General features: G+C 45.5%; 14 protein-coding genes. All 14 read left to right on the forward strand.

What is annotated here, in order from left to right:
* Positions 1–34: 34 nt before the first annotated feature.
* Entirely contained in the window at positions 35–1,600 is a 1,566-nt protein-coding gene (locus M1D72_RS15855; RefSeq protein ID WP_456295818.1) for an anthranilate synthase component 1, read from the forward strand.
* Positions 1,601–1,611: 11 nt separating this feature from the next.
* On the forward strand, positions 1,612–2,202 hold the full coding sequence (locus M1D72_RS15860; RefSeq protein WP_456295819.1) for an aminodeoxychorismate/anthranilate synthase component II: 591 nt from the start codon (positions 1,612–1,614) through the stop codon (positions 2,200–2,202).
* A 23-nt stretch (positions 2,203–2,225) separates the two neighbouring features.
* The gene (gene trpD, locus M1D72_RS15865; RefSeq protein ID WP_456295820.1) at positions 2,226–3,224 is read left to right on the forward strand and encodes an anthranilate phosphoribosyltransferase; all 999 of its coding nucleotides are present in this window, start codon (positions 2,226–2,228) and stop codon (positions 3,222–3,224) included.
* Between the two features lie 3 nt (positions 3,225–3,227).
* Positions 3,228–4,643, forward strand: coding sequence for a bifunctional indole-3-glycerol-phosphate synthase TrpC/phosphoribosylanthranilate isomerase TrpF (trpCF, locus tag M1D72_RS15870; RefSeq protein WP_456295821.1), 1,416 nt, complete (start codon positions 3,228–3,230; stop codon positions 4,641–4,643).
* 46 nt (positions 4,644–4,689) lie between these two features.
* The gene (gene trpB / locus M1D72_RS15875; protein WP_390189516.1) at positions 4,690–5,880 is read left to right on the forward strand and encodes a tryptophan synthase subunit beta; all 1,191 of its coding nucleotides are present in this window, start codon (positions 4,690–4,692) and stop codon (positions 5,878–5,880) included.
* Complete coding sequence (gene trpA, locus M1D72_RS15880) at positions 5,880–6,686, forward strand: tryptophan synthase subunit alpha (RefSeq protein ID WP_456295822.1); 807 nt, start codon at positions 5,880–5,882, stop codon at positions 6,684–6,686. The genes trpB and trpA overlap by 1 nt, the downstream gene beginning before the upstream one ends.
* 397 nt (positions 6,687–7,083) lie before the next feature.
* Positions 7,084–8,295, forward strand: coding sequence for a dicarboxylate/amino acid:cation symporter (locus tag M1D72_RS15885; protein WP_456297413.1), 1,212 nt, complete (start codon positions 7,084–7,086; stop codon positions 8,293–8,295).
* A 179-nt stretch (positions 8,296–8,474) separates the two neighbouring features.
* Positions 8,475–9,680, forward strand: coding sequence for an acyl-homoserine-lactone synthase (locus tag M1D72_RS15890; RefSeq protein WP_456295823.1), 1,206 nt, complete (start codon positions 8,475–8,477; stop codon positions 9,678–9,680).
* Positions 9,673–12,216 (forward strand): response regulator, encoded by a 2,544-nt coding sequence (locus M1D72_RS15895; RefSeq protein WP_456295824.1) that lies wholly within the window; start codon positions 9,673–9,675, stop codon positions 12,214–12,216. The genes M1D72_RS15890 and M1D72_RS15895 overlap by 8 nt, the downstream gene beginning before the upstream one ends.
* 142 nt (positions 12,217–12,358) lie before the next feature.
* Positions 12,359–12,565 carry a hypothetical protein gene (locus M1D72_RS15900; RefSeq protein ID WP_390191815.1) on the forward strand — a complete coding sequence of 69 codons (207 nt, stop codon included), beginning with the start codon at positions 12,359–12,361 and terminating at the stop codon, positions 12,563–12,565.
* A gap of 95 nt (positions 12,566–12,660) precedes the next feature.
* Positions 12,661–13,200: a septation protein A gene (locus M1D72_RS15905; RefSeq protein WP_390189509.1), complete on the forward strand. Its 540-nt coding sequence runs from the start codon at positions 12,661–12,663 to the stop codon at positions 13,198–13,200.
* A gap of 87 nt (positions 13,201–13,287) precedes the next feature.
* Positions 13,288–13,689: an acyl-CoA thioester hydrolase YciA gene (gene yciA, locus M1D72_RS15910; RefSeq protein WP_390189508.1), complete on the forward strand. Its 402-nt coding sequence runs from the start codon at positions 13,288–13,290 to the stop codon at positions 13,687–13,689.
* A gap of 105 nt (positions 13,690–13,794) precedes the next feature.
* Entirely contained in the window at positions 13,795–14,091 is a 297-nt protein-coding gene (locus M1D72_RS15915) for a YciI family protein (RefSeq protein ID WP_456295825.1), read from the forward strand.
* A gap of 1 nt (position 14,092) precedes the next feature.
* Positions 14,093–14,497 carry a GspS/AspS pilotin family protein gene (locus M1D72_RS15920; protein WP_390189505.1) on the forward strand — a complete coding sequence of 135 codons (405 nt, stop codon included), beginning with the start codon at positions 14,093–14,095 and terminating at the stop codon, positions 14,495–14,497.
* Positions 14,498–14,500 lie beyond the last annotated feature (3 nt).

A 14,500-nucleotide genomic window follows, 5' to 3' on the forward strand; every position in this document is an offset into this window, starting at 1 on the left:
ATGTGGTCAACGAATTTAAATTAAGGAGGTCTTTGTGAATAAGGCCATTGAAATCAAACACCGTGACACGATTGAACTGCTGCATTCGACCGTACCTTACGCCCCCGACCCTACCCATCTGTTCCATTCGCTGTGTGAGAACAAAACCGATTGCTTACTGCTTGAGTCGGCAGAAATCGAATCGAAACAGAATTTGAAAAGCTTGATGATCATTGACTCGGCAGTTCGTATTGTCTGTTACGGTAATGTTGTCACCCTCACCGCATTGACTGATAACGGCCGCCAACTGCTGGACACCATCAAACACAACGTCACACAGGTCGTAAGTGTTGAACACACGTCCTCATCGCTGACACTGACCTTTCCTGCTCCTGATCGTCACGTAGACGAAGACAGTCGCTTGCGCGAGGCTTCGGCGTTTGACGCGCTTCGTTTAGTTCAGCACAGCTTTGATTTAACCGGGCTAGACGAATACGCCGTCTTTTTAGGAGGTCTATTTGCCTACGATATGGTCGCAAACTTCGAACCTCTTGGTGATGCAAACAGTGACACCGCCTGCCCAGACTATGTGTTTTATGTTGCAGAAACCTTGTTAATTGTTGATCACCAGACCGAACGCTGCGAACTGCAAGCCACGCTTTTTGCTCACAGTGATGAAACCAAAGCTCAGTTAGCGACACGTCTAACGGATATTGAGCATGTTTGCTCGGCGCCCACAGATGTACCCGAAGCCCAAAAGCTCGCCAACGTTGAACTGCAAACCAACATCTCCGACGCTGATTTTTGCGATATCGTCACTGACTTGAAAGACTACGTGGTTAAAGGCGATATTTTCCAAGTGGTGCCGTCTCGCCGTTTCACACTGCCATGTCCTTCACCACTGGTGGCTTATCAAAAGCTAAAACAGAGTAACCCAAGCCCGTACATGTTTTACCTTCAAGATGAGTTCTTTACCTTGTTTGGTGCGTCTCCAGAAAGCGCACTGAAATACGAAACAACCAGTAATCAAATAGAAATTTATCCCATTGCTGGCACTCGCGGACGTGGTAAGTTAGCCGACGGTAACATTGACTTTGACCTCGACAGCCGTATTGAACTCGAGCTGCGTTGCGACAAAAAAGAAAATGCTGAGCACATGATGCTGGTCGACCTTGCGCGTAATGATGTAGCCCGCATTGCAGAGCCCGGCTCTCGACACGTTGCCGACCTACTTAAAGTCGACCGCTATAGCCACGTGATGCATTTAGTGTCGCGCGTTGTCGGTCAACTGCGAGGTGACCTTGATTGTCTCCATGCATATCAGGCGTGCATGAATATGGGCACACTCACTGGCGCACCAAAAATTCGTGCCATGCAATTGATTCGCGATGTCGAAAAAACACGCCGTGGCAGTTATGGTGGCGCGGTTGGTTATTTAACCGGTGAAGGCAGTTTAGATACCTGTATCGTCATTCGCTCCGCCTATGTTGAACAAGGCGTTGCTCATGTTCAAGCTGGCGCTGGTGTTGTCTTTGATTCAGACCCTCAAGCCGAAGCCGATGAAACACGCGGCAAAGCTCAAGCGGTGATTTCCGCCATTTTATCAGCGCATCAAGCTTAGGAGAGTAGATCATGGCTGACATCGTATTTATCGACAACTTTGACTCATTTACTTATAACTTGGTTGACCAATTCCGTTCATTAGGCCATCAGGTTAAAATTTATCGAAATAGCATTGAAAGCGGCGTGATTGAGCAGGCGATTACTGAACTCGAAAATCCGGTACTGGTTCTCTCGCCCGGGCCTGGGGAGCCAGCTCACGCAGGCTGTATGCCACAGCTGTTAACCAATATGAAAGGTAAAGTGCCGATTATCGGTATCTGCCTCGGCCACCAAGCAATTGTCGAGGCCTATGGCGGTAAAGTGGCTGGTGCCGGAGATATCGTTCATGGCAAAGTGTCGATGATGGCACATCAAGATCATCCGGTTTATCAGACACTTCCTTCTCCGATGGCGATTGCGCGTTACCACTCGTTGGTTGCAGTGGAAGTACCGTCAACATTGACCGTGACTGCCGAAGTCGACGGATTGGTCATGTCGGTTGTTAATGAGCAAGATAAAGTGTGCGGTTTTCAGTTTCACCCAGAGTCGATCATGACCACTTATGGCGCGAAGTTACTGACCAACGCCATCGACTGGGCGCTTGAAGCACAGACAGTTTAAACGGAATTTAAGAGGATACTGCAATGGAAAACATCATCAATAAGCTGTACGCACAACAAGCGCTGAGTGAACAAGAAAGTCATCAACTGTTTGACGAGATCATTCGTGGCGATCTTGACCCGATTTTAATGTCTGCGGCCCTCACCGCTCTTAAAATTAAAGGAGAGACACCCGATGAAATCGCCGGAGCGGTCGGCGCACTTGTCAAAAATGCCAGTCCATTTCCTCGTCCAGATTATGACTTTGCCGATATCGTCGGCACTGGCGGTGATGGCCACGATACCATCAACATTTCAACGACAGCAGCCTTTGTTGCTGCCGCGTGTGGGCTAAAAATCGCCAAACACGGTAACCGTAGTGTTTCCAGTAAATCAGGGTCATCGGATTTATTGGACTCCTTTGGGATTAACCTCGCCATGAGCCCAGAAGATACTCGCAAAGCAATCGATGATTTAGGTGTCGCTTTCTTATTTGCGCCTCAGTATCACGGTGGGTTTCGTCATGCTATGCCCGTACGTCAAACATTAAAAACTCGCACTATCTTCAATATTCTTGGTCCTTTGATTAATCCCGCCCGGCCCAATATCGAACTAATGGGTGTGTACGCGCCAGAGCTAATTAAGCCGATCGCGGAAACCATGCTCAAGTTGGGTATGAAACGTGCTGCGGTGGTTCACGGCAGTGGCTTAGACGAAGTTGCCATTCATGGTGAAACACACGTTGCGGAAATTCGAGATGGCGTTATTGTAGAGTACACGCTAACACCGGAAGACTTTGGTTTAGACAGCTATGCGCTAGAAGCGATTAAAGGCGGAACACCGGCACAAAACCGCAAGATCACCCAAGCGATTTTGACCGGCACGGGAACCCCCGCACAGGTCAGCGCGGTGGCGGCCAACGTTGCGCTATTAATGCGTCTATTTGGTCATGAAGATCTCAAAGCCAATACAACCAAAGCCTTTAACGTAATGAACTCAGGCAAAGCGTTTGAGCTTGTCAAACAATTAGCAGATAGAGGTTAAGACATGACGCAATTATCCGAACACGTGTCATTAAAAGAGAGCCAAATGGCTGAGGTACTCGCAAAAATTGTTCGAGATAAGCACCTCTGGTTAGAGCAACGCAAACAAGCTCAGCCGTTAGAATCGTTTCAATGTGAACTGACCTTGTCCAATCGCAGCTTTTATGATGCCTTATCGACACCACAAACCGCATTTATTCTTGAATGTAAAAAAGCATCGCCTTCTAAGGGCCTGATTCGTGACGACTTTGATCTGGACTATATCGCTTCAGTTTACAATAACCACGCGAGTGCCATTTCAGTACTCACTGACGAAAAATACTTTCAAGGCAATCTGGAATTTTTGCCTCAAATACGTCGCCAAGTCACCCAGCCGATTCTGTGTAAAGACTTTATGGTCGACGAATACCAAGTGTTTTTGGCACGTTATTATCAAGCCGATGCAATCTTACTGATGCTGTCTGTCCTTGATGATGCCCAATACAAAACGCTTGCCGAAGTCGCACACTCTCTCAATATGGGCGTGTTAACCGAGGTCAGCAACGAACAAGAACTTGAGCGAGCGGTCGAGCTAGGTGCAAGAGTCATTGGTATCAACAACCGTGATTTACGTGATCTGAGCACAGACCTCAACCGAACGAAAGCGCTTGCTCCGAAACTACGCGCCAGATTGCCGCACGTGACACTGATTTCTGAATCTGGCATCTATACCCACCAGCAAGTACGTGATCTTAGCCAGTATGCAAATGGCTTCTTGATTGGTAGCTCATTGATGTCAGAGGATAACCTCGAACTTGCCGTACGCCGCGTTCTGCTGGGTGAAAACAAAGTCTGTGGATTAACCAGCCCTGAAAACGCCGCACGCGCGTATCAAGCAGGCAGCGTATTTGGTGGGCTAATTTTTGTTGAAAAATCCCCTCGCTATATCGATGTACAAACGGCACGTACGACCATGAGTGGGGCGCCTCTTAAATACGTTGGTGTGTTCAAAGATCATTCCGTGGAGGACGTTACTACCATCGCTACCGCGCTTAACCTTTATGCGGTTCAGCTGCATGGCAATGAAGATCAACAATACGTTAACCAGCTTAAAACCACTCTGGGTGAAGAAATTGAGGTTTGGAAAGCCTATGGTGTGAATGACACACTTCCAACGCTGCTTGAAAACAACGTTAACCGTCACCTGCTTGATAGCAAAGTCGGCAACCAGTGCGGCGGGACTGGTCAGCAATTTGATTGGCAATTAGTGACGGATACTCACGGTATTATGCTCGCGGGCGGTATTTCCCCAGAGAATGCCAAACAAGCCGCGGCGCTTGGCTGCTTAGGGCTAGACCTTAACTCCGGAGTGGAAACTTCACCGGGTGAAAAAAGCAGTCTAAAACTTCGCCAAGCTTTTGAAGCGATTCGAGATTACTGATTTTATTTAAGTGGTGCAGCCACTTAACGCAATTTAAGGAAAGAACATGGCTAAGCTTAACGCCTATTTTGGCGAATACGGTGGACAATATGTCCCACAAATTTTGGTACCTGCGCTAGACCAGCTTGAGCAAGCGTTTATCGATGCTCAGCAAGATGATGAATTCCAAAGCGAGTTTATGGGTCTACTTCAAGAGTATGCAGGCCGACCTACCGCGCTCACCCTAACCCGTAACCTCACTAAAGGTACCAAGACTAAGCTTTATCTTAAACGTGAAGACTTACTGCACGGTGGGGCGCACAAAACCAACCAAGTGCTTGGTCAAGCGCTGCTGGCTAAACGTATGGGCAAAACGGAAATCATTGCGGAAACGGGAGCGGGTCAACATGGGGTTGCAACGGCGCTCGCTTGCGCGCTCCTCGATTTGAAATGTCGTGTGTATATGGGTGCCAAAGACGTGGAACGTCAAAGTCCAAATGTATTTCGTATGCGTTTGATGGGTGCAGAGGTGATTCCTGTTCATTCTGGCTCTGCAACATTGAAAGATGCGTGTAACGAAGCGCTTCGTGACTGGTCTGGTAGCTATGAGAATGCGCACTATCTCCTCGGCACAGCCGCAGGCCCTCACCCATTTCCAACCATCGTTCGTGAATTCCAACGTATGATAGGTGAAGAAACCAAGAATCAAATTTTAGCGCGTGAAGGTCGCTTGCCTGATGCCGTGATTGCCTGTGTTGGCGGTGGCTCTAATGCGATTGGCATGTTCGCTGACTTCATTGAAGAGAGTGACGTACGTTTGATCGGCGTGGAACCAGCTGGCCTTGGCATTGATACCGACCAACACGGCGCACCACTTCGCCATGGTAAGCCCGGAATCTATTTCGGTATGAAGTCCCCCATGATGCAAGATGAACATGGACAAATTGAAGAATCTTACTCCGTTTCTGCTGGATTGGACTTTCCTTCTGTTGGTCCTCAACATGCGCACCTTAACGCTATTGGCCGCGCGGAATATGAGAACATTACAGACGATGAAGCCATTGACGCTTTTCAAGAGCTCGCTCGTCATGAAGGGATTATTCCTGCACTGGAGTCTTCGCATGCACTTGCTCATGCTCTAAAGATGGCCAAACAAAATCCAGATAAAGAACAACTGCTGATCGTGAACTTATCAGGTCGTGGTGATAAAGACATCTTTACTGTCGACAAAATTCTACAAGAGAAAGGAGTGCTGTAATGGATCGTTATCAAGCGATGTTTGAGCGTCTAGAGTCAAAAAACCAAGGCGCATTTGTTCCGTTTGTCACCATGGGCGATCCAAACCCAGCCTTGTCGTTACAAATCATGGAAACCTTAGTTGAAAATGGCGCCGATGCGTTAGAACTGGGTATGCCATTTTCTGATCCGCTGGCAGACGGCCCAACAATTCAGGGCGCAAACCTACGTTCTCTTGAAGCCGGAACAACACCTGACACTTGCTTTGAATTGATTGCCCAATTACGCAGCAAGTACCCAGAGACCCCAATTGGTTTGTTAATGTATGCCAACTTAGTGTTTTCAAATGGCATCGAAGCGTTTTATGAGCGCTGCTCCAAGGCGGGTGTCGACTCGGTATTGGTTGCTGATGTGCCGACCAGTGAAAGCGATGAGTTCGTCGCTGCGGCGAAAAAATTTGATATACACCCGATTTTCATCGCGCCGCCAACGGCCAGTGACGAAACGTTGCAAGATGTCGCCAATAAAGCCAGTGGCTACACTTACTTGCTATCGCGGGCGGGGGTCACTGGTACAGAAACCAAGGCAAATATGCCTGTCGATACGCTGCTGTCACGGTTAAATCAATATGATGCACCACCAGCGCTGTTGGGATTTGGTATTTCCGAGCCTGAGCAAGTTCAGCAAGCACTGCAAGCGGGTGCGGCCGGTGCTATCTCTGGCTCTGCGGTAGTAAGAATCATCGAAGAGAATCAGCAGCAACCAGAAGTCATGCTGAGCCGTCTTGCTGATTTCGTTTCTTCCATGAAGCAAGCCACTCAGCGCTAAACCAACCAGCCTACAACAACAAGATCGATTTTTGGGTACGCAACCCGAAAATCGATCTTATTATTAACAATCCTTCTCTTTTCTAACCTCACCTTTTCATGGTTTGGCTTAAAAGCCACATCACGAACCTTATCACCTCAAATTAAAGCAAACGTTTGCCTTGTGATTAAAAAACAAGCATAAACTATCAATTTTACCACTCTAGGCGAAGTTATGACCTGATCGTCATTGATCATTGACCAATATACGTGTAAAACACCTGCGGAATATTTATCCACTAATATTTTTCTGCCTAGTGGTAAATTCTAGGATATTAAACGTACATAGCACAGAGGTTAAGGAAGTGTTAAAAAATAAGAGTTTGCTAAGCAATATCGGCGTACAAGTCGTCATTGCAATGATCATCGGTACTGCCGTTGGTGCGTTAATGGGACAAGACGCTGCCCTATTTGCACCACTTGGAACTATCTTTATTAATCTAATTAAGATGTTGGTCATTCCACTGGTTGCTGTTGCACTTATCTCCGGCGCTGCGGGCTTAGGTAATAGCCAATCTGCCGGTAAAGTCGGAATGATCACATTAGGTTATTTCGCGTTGACCTCTGCTTTGGCTGTTGCTTTGGCCCTCATTATGGGCGAAGTATTCAAGCCAGGTATGGGCATCGATGTATCTGGTGTTGAAGGTATGTTCTCATCAGAATATGCATCAAAAGGTGAACTACCCACGTTTTGGGCAACCATTACGGGTATGATCCCGACCAACGTTTTCCAATCATTGAACGACGCCAATATTTTACAAATTCTTGTTTTCTGTCTGTTCTTTGGTATCGCCATTTCTAAACAAGAAAAATCGCGCCGCGAGCCTATCATGAACGGTGTGAACTGCATTGTTGATGCCATGGTATGGATGATCAATAAAGTGATGATCATTGCTCCTATTGGTGTTTTTGGGCTTATGGCCGAAGCGGTCGGAACATTTGGTTTTGGCGCGTTAATGGTCGTCTTTAAACTGTTCTTGGTCTACGTTGCTGCGATCCTTATCTTTGGTTTCGTTGCCTACCCACTGATGATTCAGTTGTTCACCAAAACATCCGCTAAGAAATTCCTAAGCGTGATGAAAAAGCCACAAGCGGTGGCGCTATCAACGGCATCGTCAATGGCAACCCTGCCTGTGACAATGGACACCTGTGAAAACGAGCTGGGTGTTAAAAATTCAACAGCGTCGTTTGTCCTACCGCTAGGCGCGACCATCAATATGTCCGGTAACGCAATTTACTACGGTCTGGTTGCTGTATTCTTTGCACAGCTATTCCATATTGATCTTTCGATGGGTGCGTACATCGCGATCATCGTTACCTCAACCTTGGGTGCCGTTGGCCAAGCAGGTGTACCTGGGCCATCGTTCCTAGTGGTTGCGGTTCTTTTGGCAGCCGGTATTCCAATTGAAGGCCTACCATTGCTGTTCGCTCTTGACCGTATTTTCGATATGATTCGTACTGCGCTCAATATTACGGGTGATGCCGCGTGTGCGGTTATTGTCGACGCATTAATTGAAGATGAAGTTAACGAACAACAAAAACAAACCGAATTAGAAAAGCAACAAGCGTAATATTCGTTTAGTTTTATAAGTATCAATATTTAACCAACCGCCCTTCGGGGCGGTTTTTTATCCTACAAGATCACAGTTTCATATATTTTCCCCGTAACATAGGCTCGTTGATATTCAACTAAGGTGATATCATCCAAAAAAAATAGCTATAAAAATACTACGTCAGATTGGATGAAAAAATGGAACTTTATAACCTCTATGAGCGCTATCTACGTGATAGAAAGCTCGACATTTCGCGGGAGGAAATTTTCCTTGCGATTGAATCAACGCCCTCACCCAGGTTAAGGGCATGCTTTGAACATATACTTAGCACACGGCTTCAACAAATCACTTATCAATCACCAAGTTGTAAATACTTAAATATTGCGGGCCAACTTCACTCAGCGATTTATCTTGAACAAATTTGCCAGAATTCTAATGGGCTTAGCCCGTTTGAATATCAGTTAGAACAATTGGCATTAGCCTATTTCGATAGCATTGCCGACTTGTGGTGCGAATATGAAATCAATCACATAAAAGCTAAATATCAAAAACAGTTAAATCATTTTAGTGAGCCAATCTTTAATAATAATTACGATGAAAGTGCCTATTCTTCTCAATTGATTGATAATGTAGAAAGCGACTTAAATCATTATTACACCCTGTATTTCTCTGCACCTCTTTCTCTTTCCGATGCGATTCTTCTCTCCAATTTATGCACATTTATTAAGCAGCATAAATGGTATGAAATGTTATTTTCTCTTTCGCTTTCGACGCAAGGTACACATTTCATTTTGACGACGAATAGCGCCAGTGGTATTCCGTTACTGGTATCTAGCGCCCGGATTCAATATTGGCAACATCGCGATGAGTGGCTTTATTTATCACCTTTCTTCCAATCGCGTGCTTGGACACCGTCTATTGCGCCACACTTTCAGCAAACGTTAGAAGCGCAACACATTTTGCGACCTCACAGCCACATCGACCCAAGTAGTATCAGTGCTTTAGACAGCAGTCTCACCGAGTCGATCATCGATAAACAGGCGATATGCGAAATTCTCCGTTTAACCGCAAGCGGCAATACCCTACAATGTTCGTTTATTCTCTATCTCGCCCAAAAGCATATGATGGCGTTACTCTACGAGCGAGCATTTGCACTTGGATTTGTGGTGATAGAGCAACCCTTGATGATGCGTTACTACGACAGCCTGTCTGATAACGAATATCTCTACACAGCAGAATGTAATTTACAAGACACCGGCAATTCCACATATAAAGGATTATGGATAATTGACAAGCTCAATCAGCAACTTAAAACGACCAGTTATAAAGAGTATAAGCGTCGTGTCTTTCTCCAACGTAAGCAATCAAGTGCGGCTAGGTTAGAAGGGAATCGCCATGGTTAACTTGTATCAAAACTTATTTATCTACCCTAAAGCGATGGTGCTTACGTTTACTTCGCTTATTGTCATTACCTGGGTCGGCTACTTCTATTTGAGCCTAAAAGAACGTAACGTCGATCTTTCCAAAAGCCATTATAAGTACTACCTCAGCTACTCTAGCGGGCTGTTCTTCTGGATTCTGAGTAACGCGTATTTTCACTCTGGTTATTTAGTGAGTCAGTCACAAAATGCCGCTATCTTTATGGCGATTTTTGCCAACTTGACGGCGTTCACAGCATTTGCTTCAGCCTTTTTGTTCTCCTGCAAACTCAAAGAGCATTATCTACAAAAGAAGACTCCTCGCTTGGTGTATACCTTGTTGACCGCGCTGACTGTGATGACCTTGGGAATCAACTTAATTCCTGAGCTCACGGTGCAATCGGTTGATATTACCGCCCCCAGCGTATTCGTGATTCACTTTGGTAATTATACGTCTTTGTTCTTCTTTACCCTGGTGAGCTTGGTTCTTTTCACTTTATTAAATCTTGTATCGCTGCGCGGCGTCAGCAACCGCTTGAGTAAAACACGAGTCAACTTTATGGTTGCAGGCATGATTATTTTCATGGTCTCAACTGGAATCATTCAGCTCGGATTTACTTTGTTTTGGGGCGACTTTTCGTTAACTTGGCTGCCACCCGCGCTCTCGATTAGCGAGATGATCATTACCGGCTATGCGCTCATTACTTCGCGTTTTTACAGCACTCGCTACATGAGTTATTTAACTCTGACGGCTATTGTTACGTGCGCCATCTATACTTTTCCGCTGTTCTTTTTGGTTCGCGACCACGGCATTCCCTATGACGTGGTCATTGCGTACAGCTTCGTATTAGGTGTGACGTGGCAATTTCTCTACAGCCGAGTGAAACAGTACACCAGCTTAATGGTCTACAACTCACCGCAAGCCCCAACGGAACGTATTTATAACTTAGTGAGTGAGTTTCAAAAATCGCCTCCCCAGGCGCTACAAAAACTCGCTGAGCTGCTTAACGTTCCTGCAAGTCAGATTCAACTGGTCAAAAAGAGCGCGGACGATGAACTGTTTGTTGATTACTTTAACAATAATCAAGATGCGCTGATCATTGAAGAGCTGCAAGATAAGTTAGACGGGCAAGCCAGCGAAGGTCGTTTAGGTGAACTGCATGACAAAATGCATGAGCAAGATGCGGCGATCATCATGCCAATGTTTGACAACAGCCATGTGATTTCTCATTTATTAATCGCTACGCACAAAAGTAATGGGCAAATGTTTTCCAATGAAGAACTTATTGCCCTGAAAAAAGTACTCGAGCAAGCGCAATATTACATAAATTCCGACCGCCGAGTGAAACAATCTCAAGCCCTTGCGAATTCTATTGCACACGAAATGCGCAATCCGCTGGCTCAGTTACAATTACATTTTGAAAAGCTGCAAATTCAACTGCAGACCGATGCGCCAGTTGATACGCTTCTCAACGAAGTCGAAAATGGAAAGTCAGCCATTCGACGTGGCAAGCAACTGATCGATATTATTTTACGCGAAGTCAGTAGCTCATCGCTTTCTCAAGAGCCGATGGCTGTATCCCCTATCAAACGCCTATTACTGCAAGCGATTAACCAATTTGGGTTCGAGAGCGAACAGATAAAGCGTCGCATTCACCTGCACACAGATGTGGATTTTTCGGCTCGAGTTAACGACACCCTATTTAACTTTGTGGTGTTTAATCTACTGCGCAACGCGATTTACTACTTCGATTCGTACCCAGAAAGCCGCATTGATATCACCACCATCTCGCGCTTCCATGAAAATGTGGTTGTGTTTCGAGACTCAGGGCCAGGTATTCCACAAGCGATAAAAAATCAAATCTTCGATGATTTCTTTAGCCATAACAAGTCCGGAGGTAGTGGCTTGGGGCTAGGTTATTGCGCACGTGTCATGCAGTCATTTGGGGGCACCATTCAGTGCCACTCCGAATATGGGCAATACACTGAGTTTCATCTGATTTTTCCAGCGCTATCGCTCTCAGCACTCGAAGAAACCGAGCACCAAGACCAAGAAACGCAAGAGCTCGCTTCTCTGCCCATTGAGAGCCAGTATGATGATCTGTTGCTACCTTATAACCAATCACAAACGAGCATTCACTGCCACAAAACGGTGCTTGTGGTTGATGACAAAGAAGTTCAGCGAGCGATGGTCACGCTTTATCTTCAACAACTCGGTTATGATGTCATTCAAGCCAACAATGGCAAAGTCGCGGTGGAAATTTTTCAAAACAACCCCATCGACTTAGTAATGATGGATATTCAAATGCCCGTCATGAATGGCTTTGAAGCCGCTACCCGTATAAAACAGTTGAGTCCTAACACCCCGGTGATTGCGTTATCTGGAGAGTCCGGAGAGCGTGAATTGGATCTAATTACCAGCCTGATGGATGGTCGTTTAAGCAAACCGACCACCAAAGCGGACTTACGCGCTGTGATGTCTCACTGGATAGCAGATCACGAAATATCGTCAACAAGCTAACAAATTTAAAAGTTGGCACCAAATGTGCTTAATTACAGCCAGTAGTAAAATTCGTAGCGAGGAAATGACACCTCGCTACCTAAAGAGGATATTGGTTGTGGATACTTACAGACCTACTTATTGCCGCCTAGTCCACCATGGAATGAAAAGTTTACTGGTTGACCGTATGGGTCAGTTTTCTGAGATGGCTTATCATGAATATCTCTATCTGATCACTGGTAAATCCAGTTGCTTGGCAATGACGGATGACGAACTCAAAAACACCGTATACGATCTGAAAAACGAAGGGTATTTGGAGGATCTTAAGCCACAAATCACTCATCTTCCCGTGTTCAGCGTCGCGGAATAAGCGCTTTATTTGTTTCGAGTTGTCACTGGCTATTCAGTCTAACGGCAAGTTCCGTTAGACTGTTGGCAACGCAGTCACTGGATAGCAAGCTCACAATGAAGCAAATTATTGATTTTATTCCCTTAATCGTATTTTTCGTCCTGTATAAGATGTACGACATCTATGTCGCTACAGGTGCACTTATTGTTGCATCTGCCCTCCAAATTGTTCTTCTCTACGTCTTATACAAAAAAGTTGAGAAAATGCAGTTAATTACGTTTGTCATGGTCGCCATTTTCGGTAGTATGACGCTGATTTTGCATGACGCCGACTTCATCAAATGGAAAGTCACTATCGTCTATGTCGTACTCGCACTCGCGTTGGCGATTAGCCACTTAATGGGAAAATCCGCCATAAAGAGTATGCTCGGTAAAGAGTTAGAGTTGCCAAACCAAGTTTGGAATAAAATCACCTGGGCATGGGTGGTGTTTTTTGCGCTTTGCGCAGCACTGAATGTTTACGTGGCTTTTCACCTTTCACAAGATATTTGGGTCAACTTCAAAGTCTTTGGATTGCTGGCAGCAACTTTACTTTTTACTCTGCTTACAGGCGTGTACATTTATAAGTATCTACCCAAAGATAACAAGGTGGAATAACCACCAACCAAACTTAACAGTTTGATTAAAATAATGATTTTCAGCGGCCTTCGGGTCGCTGTTTTATTGTAGTGGATGTCTATTTTTATGAACCCAGAAATGAACTCACCAAAAGGACAAATGATCCTTCGAACCCTGGCAATGCCCGCGGATACCAACGCGAATGGCGATATTTTCGGAGGATGGATCATGTCTCAGCTTGACCTTGCAGGCGGCATACTCGCCAAAGAGATATCAAGTGGAAGAATTGTAACGGTGTCGGTTTCGAGTATTACCTTCAAAAAGCCCGTTCGTGTGGGTGACGTTGTGTGCTGTTATGGCGAATGTACCCGAATTGGACGAACATCGATGGAAATGAATTTAGAAGTCTGGGTTAAACCAGTAAAAGAAGATGGCGTTGGCCACCGTTTCCAAGTCTGTGAAGCGACCTTTAACTATGTGGCAATCGATAGCCAAGGTCGTCCTCGCCCTATTGAGACAAACCGTTGATTTATCACTTTACTTCACCATTGGCTGTGAAAATAACCGCATATTGGGTAAAGTAAAGGCGATTGATGCAAACGCTCCTAAGCCGAGCTCACAAGGAATAATATAATGTGGTATGTAATTTTTTCACAAGACGTTGAAAACTCTTTAGAAAAGCGTATGAGCGTAAGAGAAAAACATCTCGCTCGCTTACAAGAGTTGCAAGATGAAGGCCGACTTTTAACCGCGGGACCAATGCCAGCCATCGATGCCGATAACCCTGGTGAAGCTGGTTTTACTGGCTCAACTGTGATTGCAGATTTTGCCTCACTAGAACAGGCTCAGCAGTGGGCGGATGCCGACCCTTACGTTGCTGCTGGCGTGTATCAAAACGTCACCGTGAAACCTTATAAAAAAGTATTTTAATATGAAACGTACTTATCGCTTCGTCGCGCTTGCACTCGGTGTTTTAATCCTAAGTGGGTGTTCTGCAAATCGTGAGCAACAACGCCAATTAGAACTGATTGCCAATAGCCGTGCCAATATGCTCTCTTCTGAACTGCCTATGGATGTGGGCCCATTATCCATCTTACGAGCTAATGCGAATGGTTCGGTGATTGAAATCATGATGGTTTATAATGATGATGCCCAAAATGCCAAACCGATCCAGCAAGTGCTAAGAACCAGCATTAACACCTACTGCACCAATAAAGACATCAAAAATAATTTGGAAGTTGGCGTCAGTTATCGCATTAAAATGCGTAATAGTCGTGGTCAGTTGATGATTGACCAACTTATTACCGACGACACCTGTGATGCCGTCAATCCATAAATA

Source organism: Vibrio sp. AK197 (assembly GCF_053903115.1).

Bases quoted from the DNA above. Each gene is read 5' to 3' on its own strand.
- M1D72_RS15860 (WP_456295819.1), top strand. From the start codon at position 1,612: ATGGCTGACATCGTATTTATCGACAACTTTGACTCATTTACTTATAAC.
- trpD (WP_456295820.1), top strand. From the start codon at position 2,226: ATGGAAAACATCATCAATAAGCTGTACGCACAACAAGCGCTGAGTGAA.
- trpCF (WP_456295821.1), top strand. From the start codon at position 3,228: ATGACGCAATTATCCGAACACGTGTCATTAAAAGAGAGCCAAATGGCT.
- trpB (WP_390189516.1), top strand. From the start codon at position 4,690: ATGGCTAAGCTTAACGCCTATTTTGGCGAATACGGTGGACAATATGTC.
- trpA (WP_456295822.1), top strand. From the start codon at position 5,880: ATGGATCGTTATCAAGCGATGTTTGAGCGTCTAGAGTCAAAAAACCAA.
- M1D72_RS15885 (WP_456297413.1), top strand. From the start codon at position 7,084: ATGATCATCGGTACTGCCGTTGGTGCGTTAATGGGACAAGACGCTGCC.
- M1D72_RS15890 (WP_456295823.1), top strand. From the start codon at position 8,475: ATGGAACTTTATAACCTCTATGAGCGCTATCTACGTGATAGAAAGCTC.
- M1D72_RS15895 (WP_456295824.1), top strand. From the start codon at position 9,673: ATGGTTAACTTGTATCAAAACTTATTTATCTACCCTAAAGCGATGGTG.
- M1D72_RS15900 (WP_390191815.1), top strand. From the start codon at position 12,359: ATGAAAAGTTTACTGGTTGACCGTATGGGTCAGTTTTCTGAGATGGCT.
- M1D72_RS15905 (WP_390189509.1), top strand. From the start codon at position 12,661: ATGAAGCAAATTATTGATTTTATTCCCTTAATCGTATTTTTCGTCCTG.
- yciA (WP_390189508.1), top strand. From the start codon at position 13,288: ATGAACCCAGAAATGAACTCACCAAAAGGACAAATGATCCTTCGAACC.
- M1D72_RS15915 (WP_456295825.1), top strand. From the start codon at position 13,795: ATGTGGTATGTAATTTTTTCACAAGACGTTGAAAACTCTTTAGAAAAG.
- M1D72_RS15920 (WP_390189505.1), top strand. From the start codon at position 14,093: ATGAAACGTACTTATCGCTTCGTCGCGCTTGCACTCGGTGTTTTAATC.